This is a genomic window from Thermosynechococcus sp., from assembly GCF_046299635.1.
Lineage (GTDB): Bacteria > Cyanobacteriota > Cyanobacteriia > Thermosynechococcales > Thermosynechococcaceae > Thermosynechococcus.
In genome coordinates this window covers 1-17,269 of record NZ_JBKBHV010000008.1, presented here as the reverse complement: position 1 = coordinate 17,269, position 17,269 = coordinate 1, and the positions used below count along the sequence as shown (strand labels likewise).

Below are 17,269 nucleotides of genomic sequence, written 5' to 3'. Positions count from 1 at the left end.
GGAAGGCTCTGGACACTATGACTCTGTGGGACGGCTAGCCAAATTGATGCGATCGCTGAGTTGTCGCAGCAGACTGCCCATTTCCGGATCGGTGCGTTGCAGTTCGGCCACTTTGTCACAGCTATACATAACGGTGGTGTGATCCTTGCCGCCAAACTCTTCACCAATTTTCGGCAGACTCAAGCCGGTGTATTGGCGCATCAAATACATCCCCACTTGACGTGCCATGCTAATTTCGCGGCGGCGGGAGTTGCCTTTGAGATCACTGATGGACACGTTCAGCGCTTCAGAGACCACCTTCAGGATTACCTCTGGGGAGGTTTCAATTTTACGAGTGGTTGGACTGAGGACAGGGGCAATGTTTTCCACCGTCATCGGTAACCCCGAGATGGAAATGTAGGCCACCGCTCGGATCAGTGCCCCCTCCAGTTCCCGGATATTGGAGGTGTAGCTAGCGGCGATATACTCAATCACATCCCGCGGTAGGCGGATATTTTCGTACTCCGCTTTTTTCTGGAGGATGGCCATGCGGGTTTCCAAGTCGGGGGGTTGAATATCGGCAATTAGCCCCATGGAAAAGCGAGAGCACAGGCGCTCTTGTAGGCGGGGAATTTGACTGGGGGGGCGATCGCTGGCCAAGACCACCTGCTTGCCGGCTTCGTGCAGTGTGTTGAAGGTGTGAAAAAACTCCTCTTGGGTATATTCCTTGCCCTCAATAAATTGAATGTCATCCACCAGCATCACATCCACCGCCCGATAGTGCTCGCGAAAGCTCTGCATACTGTCTTTGCGGATGGCGGCAATTAGATCATTGGTAAACTGCTCCGTAGAGACGTAGAAAATCTTGGCATTGGGGTCAATTTCCAAGCGATAGTGACCGATCGCCTGCATGAGATGGGTTTTGCCCAAACCAACCCCGCCACAGAGAAACAAGGGATTAAACTCCCGCCCCGGCGATTCGGCCACTGCCAAACAGGCAGCATGGGCCATGCGGTTATTGGGGCCAACAACGTAGCGGGAAAAAACATACTTGGGATTCAGTTCACTACCGCGATGGCGGGCGGGAGGGGTGGTCGCCTCTACTTCAGCACGACTGATAGGGCGAATGCTGGTATCGTGCTCCGCCCCTTGGGCGATCGCCAGCTCAATCTCCACCGCCTCACCGACAATTTCCCGTGCCACATCGGCAATAGTTTTCAAATAGTACTTTTGCAGCCAATTGCGGGCAAAGGGATTGGGGGTGCAAATCGTAAGGGTCTGGCCATCAAAGGACTGCACCGTTGCCGTCTTAATCCAAGTTTCAAAGGTCGGGCGACTGAGCAACAGTTGCAACCGCTCCAAAATTTGGTGCCAGAGATCTTCGGCAGAGCTAATCACGCAAACCTCGTCCGTAGGATGTGAGCAATGATAGGCAACACGACCAAGACGGCAATAGCCTTGCAGGGCTACCGCTGCCTCACGGGAAGTGATACGATTGTAGATCGCTCTAACGACTGACTAGGGCGTGCCCTTTGGGGCAGTGTTTTTTCTGATCAACCATCATAACTGCAACAGCCATGACGCAACGTACACTGGGCGGCACTGTCCGCAAACGTAAACGCACCTCTGGGTTTCGCGCGCGCATGCGTACCAAATCAGGTCAGAACGTCATTAAAGCACGGCGGCGTAAAGGACGGGCACGGCTTACCGTCTAGTGTTGCCTCGTCAACATCGCCTGCGCGATCGCCATGAGTTTGACCGCGTCTATCAACACAAAACCGCCCACCACGGCAAACTGGCTGTCCTTTGGCTGGCGCCCCAATCCCCAAAGGAAGCGCCACGGCTGGGCATCGTGGTCAGCAAAAAGGTGAGTAAGCGAGCTGTTGATCGCAACCGTTTGAAGCGGCAATGGCGACGGGTGATCTGCTCACTCTTACCTCAGATAGCGGCAGGGTGGGATATGATTGTGGTAGTGCGTCAGGCAGCACTGAAAGTCAGTGACGAGGACTGTCGCGCTGAATTAACGCAGTTAATGGCCAAAGCAGGGGTACTGACGATGCCGGGAATTTCCGAAGACGTTTTCTACGAAGGCGGTCCCCATTGGGGTGACTTGGTGATCAACTTGCTGTTGGGGCTAACGGTGATTTGTCTGCCCCTCACGGTCGGTGCCATTGTCCGTGCCCTCTGGCTGCGCTACCGCATTACAAATCGGCGGATTACCGTGATTGGTGGTTGGATGGGGCGCGATCGCTCCGATGTCATTTATAGCGAAATCACTAAAGTCGTTACCGTTCCTCGCGGCTGGGGCGCCTACGGCGATATGGTCGTCACCCTCAAAGATGGTAGCCGCTTAGAAATGCGCGCTGTCCCCCGCTTCCGTGAAATTTACGACTACATTTCTGCCAAGTTAAGCCCGGCTGCCAAAAGTGTCAGTGGCGCGATTGGTTCTTAAGACCTAAGATAGTTCTGTTAACAGTTCACCCCTAATTGCAGGATTCCATGGATTTTGGTATCGGTTTCCTCTCCAACAATGTCATGCTGCCAATCCTTGATTTTTTCTATGGGATTGTGCCGAGCTATGGCCTTGCTATTGTGGCGTTGACACTGGTGGTGCGCTTTGCCGTCTATCCCCTCAGTGCAGGCTCCATTCGCAACATGCGGCGCATGAAAGTCGTGCAGCCAATCATGCAAAAACGGATGCAGGAAATCCAACAAAAATACAAGGACAATCCTGCGGAACAGCAAAAGGCAATGGCAGAGGTGTATAAGGAGTTTGGCAATCCCTTGGCGGGGTGCTTCCCCCTGCTGTTGCAGTTGCCGATTCTCTTTGCTCTCTTTGCCACGCTGCGCGGATCACCCTTTGCCGATGTGAATTACCAGCTCAACCTGCAAATTGTCCCCCCCGACCAAACCGTCTTAGCCCAACCCTTTGCAACTAAGCCCCAAAATATCTACGTTGATGAGGGTATCCACTTCCCCATCCAGGCGGTGGTTCCCAGCGGTACTAAGATCCCAGTGGGTCAAACAGTGGATCTCCAGTTCCAAACCAAGGAGGGTAAGCCTTTTAGCGAACTGGCGGCCGCCTATCCCAATAGTCACCTGCAACCCAAGTGGCAAATTATTCGTGGTCAAGAGCGGGCAACCATTGACAGTGAAGGTCATCTGCAAGCCCTACAACCCGGCGATGTAACCGTTCAGGGTACGATTCCAGGAATTGCGGCAGATAAGGGCTTCCTCTTTATTTCTGCCCTTGGCCATGTGGGCGCGATTGATCAAGGGGAACTATTCATCACACTGCCCGATGGTACACGCCAGTTTAACTGGGGCGCGATCCACTGGGATATTTTGATCATGATCCTTGGTTTTGGCGTCAGTCTTTATGTCAACCAGATACTCTCTGGCCAAGGCAGCAGCAATAATCCTCAACAGCAAACCGTAAATCAATTGACGCCGATCATTTTCTCTGGGATGTTTCTCTTTTTCCCACTGCCGGCAGGGGTGCTGCTCTATATGCTGATAGCCAACATCTTCCAGACGGTGCAAACCTTTATCCTGCAACAGGAGCCACTGCCGGAGAATCTGCAAAAACTAGTTGAGGAACAAGAACGGGCTGAGGCGCTGAAAAATCGGGCTGCTCTCCCCTTTGAGGGCAAGGGTACCAAAAGTGCCAAGGCCAGCAAAGCCAAGCGTCATCCATCAAGTTGAGGGGAGGCATGACCGCTGATCCAATTGCTGCGGGGTGTGCGTGGCTGGAACAGGCGCTTGCTTTAGCAGGCTTTCAGACGACTGTTTCTGTGGTAGAGTCCCCATTGGCAGGCGTGGTGCCGGGGCATTGGCTAGAAATCGATCGCCAGTCTCTGAGTACTGCACAAATTGAGTCACTGCTGGCTAACAATGCCCAAGCCCTCGATGCCCTGCAATATTTGCTCAACGCTACCTTGAATTTGGGGCGATCGCGCGAAGAGCAGACACCCTTTACCTTGGAATTGGCCGGCTATCGCCGTGCCCGTTATCGCCAGTTGCAGCAGATTGCCCATCGGGTGGCTACCCAAGTCCTCGACACAGGTAAGCCCGTTGAAATTCGCTCCCTGTCAGCAGCAGAGCGGCGTGTCGTTCACAGTCTCATTAAGGTAGAGAGCGATCGCCTCAAAACCTTTAGCTACGGCGAGGAGCCGGATCGCCGCTTGGTGGTGCAGTTAGCCCAAGGGACTGAGACCGAGGTGGCGGCTGATGCGCTGGAGCAGGTATAGACCCAAAATCGAGTTACCACTGCCATCGAGAGGTGGACTGTAGCAAGCGATCGCCCCCTGTCGCGGCACAATGGCCAAAATTACACCACTCACACCCGATTTTATGGGTAGGCCAATCTCGAGGGCATAGCGGGGGGAGTCCTCATAGAGACCACAGGTGAGCATAAGCACATTCACTTGCTGACGATGGCGATCGCTCACCCTAGCATGGGGCAACGCTAAAAGGAGACCCAAGCGCGCCACTTCCTCAATTGTTCCTTGCAAGCAGCACACCTGATTGTAGATCTCAAGGGCAACCTCCGCATTGGCAATACGTCCAGACTCCACTAAAAAGTGGGCGAGAGTGCGATTTTGCCAGTTGGGATGGCGATAGACGGCTGCTAATACCTCCTGATCTACACTCAATTGGGTAGCAGCACACTCATTGAGCCAACTTTGAAAAACCGCGACACCACCAACGTGAGCCAACTGACTAGCGAGGGCGATCGCCCCACTATTGATCATGGGATTACGGGGCCACCCCTGATCAAGGGTTAACTGCAACACAGAGTTATAGGGGTAATCCGAGGGTCGCTGCCCCACCCACGTCCACACCTGCTCTTGCCACAGCGATAAGGCGTACAGCAACAAAAAAGGCTTAATCGCACTCATCAAGGGAAAGCGCAGACTGGAATGCCCAAGGGTAAACTGGTGCTCTGGTGTAACCAACGCAAAGGCGAAGGCCTCAGACCCCACCCTCGGTAGCCGCTGAAGCGGTTCCCCCTTAAGAATCTCTGTTGCAGCCGCCTCAAGCCACTCTTGAATGAGGGCAGGGTGAAGTTGCCCCAACATTACTGCGACTAAGCGTTGGCATCAAGGAAGAGTTGCTCGCTACTGGTGACCCGTCGCCGCCGCCGCCGACCTGCGGGCATAGAGGCCTCTGGGGTTGATGCTTCCCCGACAGATTCCGTCTCAGTCGTGACTTCTGGCTCACTGGTATTGAGCAAGGCTGTGGCAGGAATCGGCTCGACATTAATCGTGCTGATCACAGGGGAGGGCGGCTCATCAGCAGTCTCTGGGACATCCTCAGGCATTCCCTCGTTGATCGGTCGCGCTGTTTTCTGGGGTAGGGGTAGGGGGTCTTGGCCGGGACGTGCGACCATGACGATGGTTCCGCGAGGATTTTTCACCTCTTCAGGATGCAGCACCAGCGGGGAAATCCCCATCTCGGCATAAACCGCCTGCTCTTGATCCGTCATCGTGACGGTAATCACTTCCGCTGGTTCAGAGCGGCTGAGACGGGCAGGGCGCGGGGGACGGCTCTCCACTTTGACCACTGGCGGGGGCGCCGTTTCTGCAGGCGTGGGAATCACCTTGCGGCCATTGCCGTTTTCGGTTGTACGGCGCGGACTGCGAGGAGCTAGAGGACGGGAGGAACGCGGACGAATACCCCCTACCGCCTGATAGTCAGGATGGTTAATGAGTTGGGTTTCTAGGCTGCTAGGGGCAAACCCATTGGGTTCACTGCGGGGTTCTAAACTGCGGCGCGGCTCCGGTGGACGGGGCATGGGCGATCGCTCGACAATTTCACCGGGACTATCCTCCGGTTCACCAGGTAAATGTACCAAGTGACCCAAGCCACCACAGACACTACAAGGACGGCCAAAGAGTTCATAGATATTTTGCCCTTGACGTTTGCGCGTTAGCTCCACTAGCCCCAGCTCTGAGAGTTGAGCAATTTGAGGGCGAGCCTTATCGGCACGCAGGGCTTTGCTAAAGTGCTCCAGCAGTTGCAACTGGTCGCGGCGGGAATCCATATCAATAAAATCCACAATGATCACGCCAGCGATATTGCGCAGTCGCAGTTGGCGAGCAATTTCTGTAGCCGCTTCGCAGTTTGTCCACAGCACTGTTTCCCGCGAGGTGGCTGAACTGGTAAACGAGCCGGAATTGACATCAATAACCGTCAGAGCTTCTGTGGGTTGAATGATGATATAGCCGCCGGAGGGCAAATCAACACGGGGTTTAAGGGCTTCACGGATGGCGGCATTCACCCGGAAGTAATCCAAAATGGGAATGGGTTCTTGGTGATAGTCAATGAGAACCCCCACGGGCTTATTGACATTCCAGTTTTTCAGGTGCTGTTTTACCCGCTTGACCCCCTCTGGGGTATCTACGACGATGCGGTTGACATCACTGCTATAGACATCCCGCAGCACTTTCTGGATAAAGTCGTCATCGCGCCCCAGAAGCTGGGGAGGACGGCTGGAGGCCGCCTGCTGTTGGATTGTTTCCCATTGTCGTTGCAGCAGTTCCAAATCTTCAAGAATGGCCTCTTCAGAGACACCCTCGGCCTCTGTGCGAACCAATAGTCCCATGCCAGCGGGCTTGACCAAAATGCCCAAGGCACGTAGCCGATGCCGTTCTGCTTCGTTGGTAATCCGTCGCGATAGATTCACCCCCCGACCATAGGGCATCAGGACGAGATAACGCCCAGGCAACGAAATATTCCCCGTCAGCCGTGGCCCTTTAGTGCCCGTGGGTTCCTTCATCACCTGAACCAACACCTTTTGCTGCGGTGCCAGCAACTCGGTAATTGCCCCAGCCGTTCGCTTGAGGCGCAATGGACCAAGGTCACTCACGTGGATAAAGCCGTTGCGGGAGCTATCCCCTATATTGACAAAGGCGGCATCAATCCCCGGCAGGACGTTCTCGACCACGCCAAGGTAAATGTCTCCCACCTGATGGGTACCCGTGGCCACAATCAATTCTTGAATTTGATCTTCGGCAAAGACCGCCGCTAGCCGATGTTCCTCGGCAATGATAATTTGCTTAGGCATTCATTATCCTTAGAATTTCTTAACAAAATAAACGTCAGCATGAATGGGCTAAAGGCATCTAGCACCTTATCTCGCCGCTCTTGCCCCCATAAACACTAGGGACACGTGCAAGCTTGGCTTCAGAAAGGTTGGAAAAAGAGTTCCTGTAGAGGTGGGTTGGCATTGGAATGCGGAACGCAACTGTGGTGATACCCAAAAAGCTCTGCACGATTTGCAGAAATGGCAGATGTCACCCCATGCCAGCCTTCATGAGGGTCTATGCCTAACCTTTGGTCTCTTGGGCTATGGAGGTTAAGCAAAAGGGATTTTTCTACAGTACCTCTAATGGTCTCCAATTATACGTACGTCTGTCAAGATTGCCTAGGGGATTTTGCAAAATTTTTTACGGTGGTCGCTACTGCCCTGTTGGCCACGAGCATCGTGTGCCACTTTGCAAACCTGATAGGACACTTTGGCGATCGCCTACAAAGCTGCTACAACTATAAACATCTATTAAGCGTTTTGGCTAGAAAATTAGCCACATTGAGGAGAATTGCCCATGGGAGTCCACATCAAGCAGGCAGTGGAAGTTGCGACCTACATCCTCTCACAACGCCTACAGGGCAAAAAGCGCTTTCCCCTCACCTTGATGCTTGAGCCTCTCTTTCGCTGTAATCTCGCCTGTTCCGGCTGCGGCAAGATCCAGCACCCCTTGGAGGTCTTGCGCAAATATCTCACCCCAGAGGAATGCTTCCGCGCCGTTGAAGAATGCGGTGCGCCGATTGTGGCGATTCCCGGTGGGGAACCCCTGCTCCATCCGCAAATTGATGAAATTGTCCATGGCTTGGTGGCACGGCGCAAGTTTGTTTATCTGTGCACCAATGGGATTCTTCTAGAGGAAAATCTCCACAAATTTAAGCCCTCCCCCTACTTTAGTTTCAGCGTTCACCTCGATGGTCTGCGGGAGTGGCACGACAAATGTGTGGATCGCAAGGGCGTTTTTGACATTGCTGTGAAAGCCATTAAGGCGGCCAAGGCTAAGGGTTTCCGTGTGACGACTAACACGACGATTTTTGAAGGGGCAGACCCCAAGGAAATGCAGGAATTCTTTGACTTTGTCAGTTCCTTAGGGGTGGACGGCATGATGATCTCCCCCGGCTACGCCTATGAGTGGGCGCCGGATCAGGAGCACTTCCTCAAGCGGGAGCAAACCCGTGCCCTCTTTCGCGAAATCCTCGCCCCCTACCGCGCCGGTCAGAAGAAGTGGAACTTTAACCACAATCCCCTGTTCCTTGATTTCCTTGTGGGTGAAAAGGACTATGAGTGTACTCCTTGGGGGATGCCCAGCTATAGTGTCTTGGGTTGGCAGAAGCCCTGCTATCTCCTCAATGAGGGGCATTACAAAACTTGGCAGGAACTGATTGAAAACACTGACTGGGAGAAATACGGCCACAAAAGTGGCAATCCCAAGTGCCGGGATTGCATGGTGCACTGTGGCTATGAGGCAACCGCTGCTATGGATGCCTTTAACCCAGCCAATATGGTCAAGGCGGCCAGTAGTCTCTTTTAGCGCGGACGCATCAGTTGCCAACGCTGCTCTGCGGTTGCCACGGCGGCCTTGGGGGGCAATTGGCCAAGGAGAACGCTTTCGATCGCTCGCCCAAGGGTTTGGGAAAAGCGGGCATAGCCACGGAAATTGGGGCGCGCCCTAGCCGCAGCCATTTGATCCAAAAAGATACGGAGGGCAGGCTGCCGAGCCACAAAGGCCTGATAGCGATCGTTGGTACGCACCCGTTCATTGACGGGCAAATACCCTGTGCCCAACGCCCACTCTGTTTGAAATTCTTCACTGAGGACGTAGTTTAAAAACGCTAGAGCTGCCTCTTCCCGCTCAGGTGTTGAGCGAAAGACAAAGAGATTTTCTCCCCCCAGTGCAGTTGCAGGGGTCTGGAGGGCAGGCATGGGTAGGACGCCAAAATCCGCTCCCGACTGTTGTAGCTGCGCCAATGTCCAAGGCCCTGTAATTTGCATGGCCACCTCACCACGGATAAATTGATCCAGTTCATAGCCGCGTTCCGGAGCCGAGAGAATTGCTAAGCCCTTCTGTCGCAGGCGTTGCCAAAAGTCAAGGGCGGCGATCGCGGGTGGTGTGTCAATGTGGGCGGTTTCTGGTCTATCCCCGAGACTGCCACCGGCGCTCCAAAAGAAGGGCAACCAAGTAAAGACGGCAAATTCCCCTTGACCAAGGGCAAGGAGCAATGGGGTGATGCCCTGTGCCTTCAGGGTTTGGCTCACCTGCTCTAGTTCCTGCCATGTCTTGGGTAGTGTTTTAACCCCAGCCGCCGTAAATAAACTGGGACGATAAAAAATTCCAATGTTGTTGGTGGCAAAGGGAATTGACCAGTAATGGTCGCCGTAGCGCATCGTGGGAATAAGCGCCGGACTCACTTGATCGCAGTAGGGGGAGGCTTGCCACCAGTCATCGAGGGGACGCAGGGCACCCAGATCGACAAATTGACCTGTGATCGTGGGGTTATACCAGAGCAGATCCGGTGCGGCATTGCCCACCACTGCTGCCAGAATTTTCGGCAACTGCTGGTCAGGTTGGCCAACGTAGAGGGCTTGGACGTGAATGTGAGGATGGCGGGCATTGAAGCGATCTACCAGACGCTGGAGCACCTCGCGATTGGCCGGTGGGTTGACTCCATGCCAAAACACCAGTTCAATTGGCTTCTCGGATTGGGTAGCCGTTGTACAGCCAATGAGCAGCAGGGCTAAGAAACCCAGCAGGAGCGCCAACCAGCGCCGTCTATTGCAGACGATCAAGGGCGCGGTATTGAATGGCTTCGGCCACGTGGGCAGCGCGAATCGTTTCACAGTCGGCCAGATCAGCAATCGTACGGGCTACTTTTAGGATACGGTCTGTGGCTCGTGCCGATAGCCCCAACTTGGCGATCGCCCCCTCTAGGAGCTTTGTTGAGGCCTCATCCAAGCGACACCACTGGCGCAGATGGCGGCTGTGCATTTGGGCATTGCAATGAAGACCCGGTTCTTGGGCAAACCGCCGCTGTGCTCGCGATCGCGCCGTCAAGACCCGCTGCCGTACGGTGGCCGAATCTTCCCCTAAGGGCTGGCGGGTGATTTCTTCGGGTTTGAGGCGACTGACGCTCACTTGCAAATCAATGCGATCCAACAGCGGACCGGAGAGCTTGGCCCAATACTGTTGTCGCTGGCGCGCAGAGCAGGTGCAGGCTTGCACCGGATCGCCGTAATAGCCACAGGGGCAAGGGTTGGTGCTAGCCACCAAGGTAAATTGCGCCGGAAAAACTACCGATTGACGGGTGCGGGCAATGGTGACTTGGCCATCTTCAAGGGGCTGCCGCAAAAACTCCAACACATCCCGCTTGAACTCTGTTAACTCATCGAGAAAGAGCACCCCCCGATGGGCAAGGGAGATTTCTCCGGGTCGCGGATAACTGCCACCCCCCACAAGGGCAGGGCCGGAGGCGGAATGGTGCGGACTGCGAAAAGGAGGGTCTTGGATTAATTGTCCGCGTTCCTTGAGCAAGCCGGCCACAGAGTGAATTTTCGTGACTTCAAGGGCTTCTTCAAATGTTAAAGGGGGCAAGATTGTGGGTAAGCGCCGCGCCAACATGGTTTTACCACTCCCCGGTGGCCCGACAAAGATCAGATTGTGCCCACCCGCAGCTGCAATTTCGAGGGCACGCCGCGCTTGATACTGCCCCTTAACATCCTTGAGGTCGAGGCTAAAACGGGGAGAGGGTGGGGCAGGAGAACTGAGGGAATTGGCTGCCGGCGATCGCGAGCTGGGGTCGTTCAAAAAGACTGCGACTTCGGCAAGAGTGTCGCAACCATAGACCTTTAGCCCCCGCACCACTGCTGCTTCCGTCACATTGGCCATGGGCACCACGAGACCGGCCATTCCTTGGGCTTGCGCCGCAACGGCGATCGCCAGTACTCCCGCCACCGGTTGCAAAGTGCCATCGAGGGACACTTCGCCAAGAAAAAGATGATCGCCGAGTAAATCCGTGGAAACCTGTCCTGAAGCGGCTAGGATGCCAACACTAATGGGGAGATCAAAACTAGGGCCTTCTTTACGTAAATCGGCCGGAGTGAGATTAACGACAATGCGCCGCATCGGGAAGCTAAAACCGGCGTTGCGAATTGCCGCCTTAACACGCTCCCGTGCTTCCTGAACACCAGTATCGGGCAGACCTACCACCACAATCCCCGGTAAGCCGCCAGAAACATCTACCTCGACACCGACGGGAATCGCGTCAATTCCTAAAACCGCAGCACTCCAAACCCGTGCCAGCATAGCTTCAAAGTCAGAAAGAGCACCGACGACTGGCCGTGTTTCGTCTCGGTGCCCTTAACTGGTTCGCTCCTCACACACTTAACGACCTTAGCAGATGTATCGCTAATTTGTCACCATTGCATAGGAATTTTCATGAAGTTTGTTTGCAAAACCCCAATTTCTAGATCTAGCCCTAGCGCAAGCTGCCCAAAGTGTGCCGCCAAGCCAACTCTTTGCTGATAATTTCCAGCGATCGCTGCTCGGTGCCACTGAAGAGGGGCGTAATTGTTTCCAGAATTTGCGCCAACAGCGGTGCTGCATAGTTCCCCGTTGAGCGCAACAAATGGGCATAGTAGTGAAACTGGGCTTGACCTTGGGCATTGCGATGAAAGGCCAATACCTCAGCAGTCGTCAATTGCCACACGGGCGTATTCACGGGCACCACAAAGGTGGGCATCCCCTGCTGGCCGTAGGTTTGACCTGCCCTCTTAACCAGATGACCGATGAGGGCAATCCCCAGCAGCGTGCGGGTTTCACTGACTAAATCGGGACTGAGCAAGGGGTCGGCATTGGTGGTGAGGCGAGGGCTAATTTGATGGAATTGGGGATTTAACAGCTGCGAGTTGTAAATGACCCCCACTGCCCAGTGGCGCTGCTCATCCTCAAGCTTGACAAAGCGACCAAAGCTATAGTCCTCCGGCGCAGGGGGGTGGGGCTCATCGAGTTGATCCACCAGTTGGGCCACATAGTCACAGTGGGAGTTGGACTTGACGATACGCCCGAGGTAAATGTTATTCATGGTCGGCTAAGACGTGCTGTTGGATCTCAATTAGCTCTTGAATACCGTGGGTGGCGACATCCAGAAGGCAATCAAGGGTTGCCCGATCGAAGGAACCCATCTCTGCTGTACCTTGCACCTCAATGAATTGACCATTGGCTGTCATCACCACATTGAAGTCCACACTGGCGGCGACATCCTCAGCATAGCTCAAATCCAGATAGGGTTCGCCATCAATCAGCCCCACGGAGACTGCCGCCACTTGATGACACAAGGGAGATTCGCTGAGTACCCCTTGCCGCAGAAGGGCACTGAGGGCATCCACAAGGGCAATGTAACCCCCTGTAATTGCCAGCGATCGCGTGCCGGCATCGGCTTGGAGCACATCCGCATCTACAATCAGTGTGCGCTCCCCCAATAGAGACAAATCTAGGGCTGAGCGTAAACTGCGACCAATGAGTCGCTGGATTTCTTGGGTGCGCCCAGAGAGTTTGAGGAATTCCCGTTCTTGCCGTGGCCGCGTGGCACTGGGCAGCATGCGGTACTCGGCGGTGAGCCAGCCTTGGCCGGTGCCTTCTAAGAATTTGGGTACGCCTTCCTTGAGACTGACGGTGCACAGCACTTGGGTTTGTCCCGCTTGGGCGAGCACCGATCCCAAGGCAAATTGGGTGAAATGCCGCTGAAACTGGTGCGATCGCAATTCCTGTGGTTGACGGCCATCGGGTCGTTGCCACCCCATGCTTGACCTCCTCTCAATCACCTTCCCTATTAGAGCTTATTTTCTGGAGCCAGCGCGAGACCTTTCCATTGGGCGATCGGCCAAGGATCGAGGATAATGTAGTTATTGCTACACGATATAGTCTTTCACCAGTGCTAAATAAAGATCAGCCCGTTGCCATCAAGAAGGAGTTTGACATTGAAAAAGGTAGAAGCCATTATTCGTCCCTTCAAACTGGATGAAGTGAAGATCGCCCTTGTCAATGCGGGGATTGTGGGCATGACCGTCTCGGAAGTACGCGGCTTTGGTCGGCAAAAGGGGCAAACAGAACGGTACCGGGGTTCAGAATACACGGTGGAATTTTTACAAAAGTTAAAAGTTGAGATTGTTGTGGAAGACGATCAAGTGGATATGGTGGTGGCTAAAATCACTGAAGCTGCCCGCACGGGTGAAATTGGCGACGGTAAGATTTTCGTGACACCGGTCGAGCAGGTCATTCGCATCCGTACCGGGGAAAAAGATCACGAGGCTGTTTAGCAGCAGATGCCGCACATTTCTGGTCAAACCCGGCTTTTGGGGGTCATCGGCGACCCCATCGAGCACACCCTTTCCCCAGCCATGCACAATGCCGCACTGGAACACTTGGGGCTGAACTATGTCTATGTGCCCTTCTGGGTTAAACCGCAGCAGTTGGAGCGGGCGATCGCTGGCCTCGATGCCCTGAATGTCGTTGGCTTTAATGTCACCCTTCCCCACAAGGAAACGATTGTTCCCTACTTGGCCGATGTCAGCGACCTCGCACAACAGGTGGGCGCAGTTAACACTGTTTATCGTAGTGAAAAAGGATGGGTCGGTACCAATACCGATGTCCATGGCTTCTTGGCACCCCTGCGGCAGCAGACCTACCCTTGGTCGGAGATGGCTGTTTTAGTCTTGGGCTATGGGGGTGCCGCGCGTGCTGTGGTCACGGCCTGTTATGACTTGGGCTGTCGGCAGATCTATATCAGCGGTCGTCAAGCAGAACGGTTAGAAGCCTTTGTGGCCAGTTGGCCGCAGATGCCCCTCCATCCCCTGCCATGGTCAGAGCGTGCCACCTATCTCGGTGAGGTGAGTCTTGTGGTCAATACAACCCCTATTGGCATGAATCCCCATACTGATGCTACCCCCCTAACAGCCGAGGATTTGGCACGATTGCCCGCCACCGCCATTGTCTATGACCTCATCTACAAGCCTCGCCCCACCCTGCTTCTGCAATTAGCGATGGCACGGGGGCTGCAAACCTTCGACGGCCTTGCTATGCTTCTCCATCAGGGAGCTGCAGCCTTGGAGTACTGGATTGGCCAACCTGCACCCACTGCCATCATGGCCACTGCCCTTGAAACGGCTCTAGGTATGGAGAAATAACATGACATCTTGGCTGTCAGAGCTGACTTGGTTATCGGTGGTTTTGCTTGTGTCGCTCCTCATTTCCCTAGGGATTAAATTTGCCGCACCCCTCTATTCTTTACCGCCTCATCTCGGCATCGTTTTTTTATTGCTTGTTACCCCTGCGCTTTTAATGGCAATTGTTTTACTGACCCTCAACCAAAGCGATAGCCAAACCCCCGCACCGTAAGAATATACTGGGGATGGCTAGGGTCAGCTTCAATTTTTTCCCGCAGCCAGCGAATGTGAACATCAACGGTTTTGCTATCGCCAATAAAGTCCTGCCCCCACACCTGATCGAGTAACTGCTCCCGTGGCCAAACGCGGCGGGGGTGGCGCATAAACAGCTCAAGCAGCTTGTATTCTTTAGGTGAGAGATTGATCTCCTCTCCCCGCAGGGTTACGCGGCATTCTTGGGGATAGAGACAGAGGTCGCGAAAGCGCAGCACAGGCGACACCGTAGCCTGTTGAATTTGCGTCCGCCGCAGTAGAGCGCGACAGCGTGCTAGCATCTCCCGCATGCCAAAGGGCTTAGCCAAGTAGTCATCGGCACCAATTTCAAGGCCAACCACCCGATCAATTTCACTCCCTTTGGCACTGATCATGAGAATGGGAACCGTGCACCCTTCATGGCGAATTAATCGGCACAGGTCTAGTCCATTGATGCCCGGTAGCATGACATCTAGGATAATCAAATGCACTTCTGTATTTTCAGGATTAGCATTTGTCAGCAAATAGGTATTAATAAGATTGAGGGCTTCATAACCATCACTGGCCACAAGGGTATGGTAGCCTTCCTCCTGCAAAGCAAGGACAAGGGTTTCCCGAATCAGGTCTTCATCTTCAACCACTAAAATGTTGGCAAGGGCAGGTGGCGCGGCAAAAGGAGCCTTGGCGGATTCGGCAACTGTATCAATAGAAAGCATAAAAAACCTGCGTAGTGCCCTGTTGGCTTCATTCTATCACTGTGGTTCCTTGCCCCTATTGGTTCTTGAAGTTCATCGGGCCTGTGTATTGGCTTAAGCGACTGAGTTCACTCAGCGATCGCGTACCAGTGTAGAGCTGATCGTTGATTTCCCATGTGGGATAGCCCTGAATCCCCTTGGCACGGCAGCGCTCCACTTGGGGATTGGCACCATTGGGGTCACATTCGACATAGTTAAGTTCCCGTGTTGCCTGCTTACCAAAGAGTTCCTTTTGATCATGGCAGTGGCCACACCAGTAGGCACCATACATAACTGCCCCTACTTTGGTCAAATGCCGCGCCAGAGCCATTTCTGCAGGACCTGAAGTGTTGGTAATGGGAATGCCGCGACCTTCGGCATTGGCGGTGTGGGCATTGTAGAGGCCAAAGACTGCCACAAGGGTAATCACAGCAACAATGATCCCATTAAAAAAGAGTTGACCGCGATCGCTCCACTCCCGACCAATAATGGTCAAAATGAGAAACGTAAAGCTAAAGAGGGCTGAGGCAATGCAATAGGGACAAGTGGCCTTTATCTCTGTTGCCAAGATATACATTAGATAACTGCTGAAGCTGGCCATGGCCGTTGCCCCCAGAAAAAGCAAAAGCCAAGTGGTGTTCTCGACATTGCGGCGGAGTTCTTTTTGCTGGGGCTGGTTCAATAACAGGGGTAGGGCCGCCAATGACAGCATCCCTGTGTAGGCCACAAACCCAATGAGGGAGAGGGGAATGCCAAAGACCGTTGCCCAAGGGCTATTGAGAACCACATCACAGCCATCGGTGGGGCAACTCACCTCCTGATTGGTCAGCTTGGCGATCGTCAGGTAAGCCGTGACCGCCATGCCGCCAAGGGCAACCCCGCCAATCAACCACCGTGACCACCGATGAATCCAAGGAGTGGAGCGTCCTCGCACCATAGTTAGCCTCCGCATTAAATCACAGTTCAATCATACCGACTGCTCGACAGTACCGCTTGGGCATTGCGGCGCCATTGCGCTGGTTTAATTCGCCGTAGAGCCGAACCACGGGTGAGTTCATCCCATGCTGCGTCGCTAAGGGTGGCCAGCTCCTGGGGGGAAGTATTTAAGAGGGGCGATCGCGGGGCAAAGTCGGCCACATCCGTGGGTTGAGCAAAGCGCTGATTCCAAGGACAGACCTCTTGGCAGATGTCACAGCCGGCAACCCAACCCTGCAAGTTGGCGGCAATGGTAGGGGGCAGCTCAGGGGCACGGTTTTCAATCGTGTGGTAGGCAATGCAGCGGTTGGCATCCACCACGTAGGGTTCCACAATGGCTCCCGTAGGACAGGCGGCTAAGCAACGGCTACAGGTGCCGCAGTGATTGGTGTGGGGGCGATCGCCCGTCAACGCCAATGTGGTGATTAACTCTCCCAAGAGAATCCACGAGCCATACTGCCGCGAGATGACGTTACTGTGCTTGCCAATCCAACCAATCCCCGCTTGCTCTGCCCAAACTTTATCCTGTACAGGGCCGGTATCCACATACCAGCGATAGGCCATGTCCGGCACCTGTGACTGAAGCCATTCCCCTAGGGCTTGCAAGCGTTTCCCCAGAACTCGGTGGTAATCTCGCCCCCAAGCATAGCGGGCAATTTTCACCTTGGGAGGTGGCTGGGGATCGGGCTGATAATAATTGAGGGCAACGGCAATCACCGATTGCGCTCCCGGCAGGACGGCTTGAATCGCTTGGCGGCGAGGGTTGGCCATCCACGCCATTTCTGCTTGGAAGCCTTGGGCTAACCAGCGCTGGAGGGCGGCGACCCCAGAAGGGTGGTCAGGGGTATAGGTGCGCAAATCCACAATCCCCACACGATGGAACCCCAACTGATAGGCAAATGCTCTAATCGCAGCAGCAGTGACCATAGACAAATAACATCTTGTAATATCTTGTAATATCTTGCTCCTGTGAAAAGGGCTGTAGGATAAGGTTGCACCGTTTGCCAAAGGGGTTGACTAACAGGAGTCAATTTGTTAACAATCGCTAACTTATGCTACTACTTAGGTAGCTACAGTTTAGATA

The 17,269-nt window shown here is 54.2% G+C and carries 19 protein-coding genes and 1 pseudogene; 10 read left to right on the top strand and 10 right to left on the bottom strand.

What is annotated here, in order from left to right; all coding sequences use genetic code 11:
• Positions 1-15: 15 nt before the first annotated feature.
• Complete coding sequence (gene dnaA, locus ACK4IR_RS05005) at positions 16-1,377, bottom strand: chromosomal replication initiator protein DnaA (protein ID WP_409873041.1); 1,362 nt, start codon at positions 1,375-1,377, stop codon at positions 16-18.
• Between the two features lie 179 nt (positions 1,378-1,556).
• Here dnaA and rpmH point away from each other — a divergent pair, with 179 nt between their 5' ends.
• The 5 genes and pseudogenes from rpmH (at position 1,557) to ACK4IR_RS04980 (ending at position 4,229) form a co-directional block, all read left to right on the top strand.
• Positions 1,557-1,694, top strand: coding sequence for a 50S ribosomal protein L34 (gene rpmH / locus ACK4IR_RS05000; protein WP_011056450.1), 138 nt, complete (start codon positions 1,557-1,559; stop codon positions 1,692-1,694).
• Positions 1,694-2,011: pseudogene (gene rnpA / locus ACK4IR_RS04995) on the top strand (ribonuclease P protein component); the annotation flags it as partial. The gene rpmH and the pseudogene rnpA, both read left to right, overlap by 1 nt.
• A 24-nt stretch (positions 2,012-2,035) precedes the next feature.
• A complete protein-coding gene (locus tag ACK4IR_RS04990) occupies positions 2,036-2,431 on the top strand; it encodes a PH domain-containing protein (RefSeq protein ID WP_225901724.1) in 396 nt (131 codons plus the stop codon).
• Between the two features lie 47 nt (positions 2,432-2,478).
• Positions 2,479-3,684, top strand: a complete 1,206-nt coding sequence (gene yidC, locus ACK4IR_RS04985) for a membrane protein insertase YidC (RefSeq protein WP_409873039.1) — start codon at positions 2,479-2,481, stop codon at positions 3,682-3,684.
• Between the two features lie 8 nt (positions 3,685-3,692).
• Complete coding sequence (locus ACK4IR_RS04980; RefSeq protein WP_409873037.1) at positions 3,693-4,229, top strand: protein jag; 537 nt, start codon at positions 3,693-3,695, stop codon at positions 4,227-4,229.
• Here ACK4IR_RS04980 and ACK4IR_RS04975 read toward each other — a convergent pair.
• The gene (locus ACK4IR_RS04975) at positions 4,176-5,060 is read right to left on the bottom strand and encodes a glutaminase (RefSeq protein ID WP_409873036.1); all 885 of its coding nucleotides are present in this window, start codon (positions 5,058-5,060) and stop codon (positions 4,176-4,178) included. The two genes, ACK4IR_RS04980 and ACK4IR_RS04975, sit on opposite strands and share 54 nt — an antisense overlap.
• Positions 5,061-5,068: 8 nt before the next feature.
• A complete protein-coding gene (locus ACK4IR_RS04970; RefSeq protein WP_409873034.1) occupies positions 5,069-7,048 on the bottom strand; it encodes an Rne/Rng family ribonuclease in 1,980 nt (659 codons plus the stop codon).
• Positions 7,049-7,199: 151 nt separating this feature from the next.
• On the opposite strand from ACK4IR_RS04970, the gene ACK4IR_RS04965 reads away from it, so the two are divergent.
• The gene (locus ACK4IR_RS04965; RefSeq protein ID WP_409873032.1) at positions 7,200-7,343 is read left to right on the top strand and encodes a hypothetical protein; all 144 of its coding nucleotides are present in this window, start codon (positions 7,200-7,202) and stop codon (positions 7,341-7,343) included.
• A gap of 243 nt (positions 7,344-7,586) precedes the next feature.
• Complete coding sequence (hpnH, locus tag ACK4IR_RS04960) at positions 7,587-8,597, top strand: adenosyl-hopene transferase HpnH (RefSeq protein ID WP_409873030.1); 1,011 nt, start codon at positions 7,587-7,589, stop codon at positions 8,595-8,597.
• Here the strand turns inward: hpnH and ACK4IR_RS04955 are convergent.
• The 4 genes from ACK4IR_RS04955 to rph all read right to left on the bottom strand — a co-directional run bounded on the left by ACK4IR_RS04955 (position 8,594) and on the right by rph (position 12,862).
• Positions 8,594-9,826 carry an ABC transporter substrate-binding protein gene (locus tag ACK4IR_RS04955; protein WP_409873028.1) on the bottom strand — a complete coding sequence of 411 codons (1,233 nt, stop codon included), beginning with the start codon at positions 9,824-9,826 and terminating at the stop codon, positions 8,594-8,596. The genes hpnH and ACK4IR_RS04955 overlap by 4 nt on opposite strands.
• A gap of 10 nt (positions 9,827-9,836) precedes the next feature.
• A complete protein-coding gene (locus ACK4IR_RS04950) occupies positions 9,837-11,366 on the bottom strand; it encodes a YifB family Mg chelatase-like AAA ATPase (protein ID WP_409873027.1) in 1,530 nt (509 codons plus the stop codon).
• Positions 11,367-11,538: 172 nt separating this feature from the next.
• Entirely contained in the window at positions 11,539-12,135 is a 597-nt protein-coding gene (locus ACK4IR_RS04945; RefSeq protein WP_409873179.1) for a hypothetical protein, read from the bottom strand.
• A 1-nt stretch (position 12,136) separates the two neighbouring features.
• Positions 12,137-12,862, bottom strand: coding sequence for a ribonuclease PH (gene rph, locus ACK4IR_RS04940; RefSeq protein WP_409873025.1), 726 nt, complete (start codon positions 12,860-12,862; stop codon positions 12,137-12,139).
• Between the two features lie 177 nt (positions 12,863-13,039).
• Between rph and ACK4IR_RS04935 the strand changes: the two genes are divergently transcribed.
• Genes ACK4IR_RS04935 through ACK4IR_RS04925 form a run of 3 tightly spaced genes read left to right on the top strand, consistent with a single transcriptional unit; the run spans position 13,040 to position 14,456 of the window.
• Positions 13,040-13,378: a P-II family nitrogen regulator gene (locus tag ACK4IR_RS04935; protein ID WP_409873024.1), complete on the top strand. Its 339-nt coding sequence runs from the start codon at positions 13,040-13,042 to the stop codon at positions 13,376-13,378.
• A 6-nt stretch (positions 13,379-13,384) separates the two neighbouring features.
• Complete coding sequence (locus ACK4IR_RS04930) at positions 13,385-14,245, top strand: shikimate dehydrogenase (RefSeq protein WP_409873022.1); 861 nt, start codon at positions 13,385-13,387, stop codon at positions 14,243-14,245.
• Between the two features lies 1 nt (position 14,246).
• On the top strand, positions 14,247-14,456 hold the full coding sequence (locus ACK4IR_RS04925; RefSeq protein ID WP_409873021.1) for a hypothetical protein: 210 nt from the start codon (positions 14,247-14,249) through the stop codon (positions 14,454-14,456).
• Here ACK4IR_RS04925 and ACK4IR_RS04920 read toward each other — a convergent pair.
• Genes ACK4IR_RS04920 through queG form a run of 3 tightly spaced genes read right to left on the bottom strand, consistent with a single transcriptional unit; the run spans position 14,422 to position 17,112 of the window.
• Positions 14,422-15,192 carry a response regulator transcription factor gene (locus tag ACK4IR_RS04920; RefSeq protein ID WP_409873019.1) on the bottom strand — a complete coding sequence of 257 codons (771 nt, stop codon included), beginning with the start codon at positions 15,190-15,192 and terminating at the stop codon, positions 14,422-14,424. The genes ACK4IR_RS04925 and ACK4IR_RS04920 overlap by 35 nt on opposite strands.
• 55 nt (positions 15,193-15,247) lie before the next feature.
• A complete protein-coding gene (locus ACK4IR_RS04915) occupies positions 15,248-16,147 on the bottom strand; it encodes a vitamin K epoxide reductase family protein (protein ID WP_409873017.1) in 900 nt (299 codons plus the stop codon).
• Positions 16,148-16,173: 26 nt separating this feature from the next.
• Complete coding sequence (gene queG / locus ACK4IR_RS04910; RefSeq protein ID WP_409873015.1) at positions 16,174-17,112, bottom strand: tRNA epoxyqueuosine(34) reductase QueG; 939 nt, start codon at positions 17,110-17,112, stop codon at positions 16,174-16,176.
• Positions 17,113-17,269: the final 157 nt, after the last annotated feature.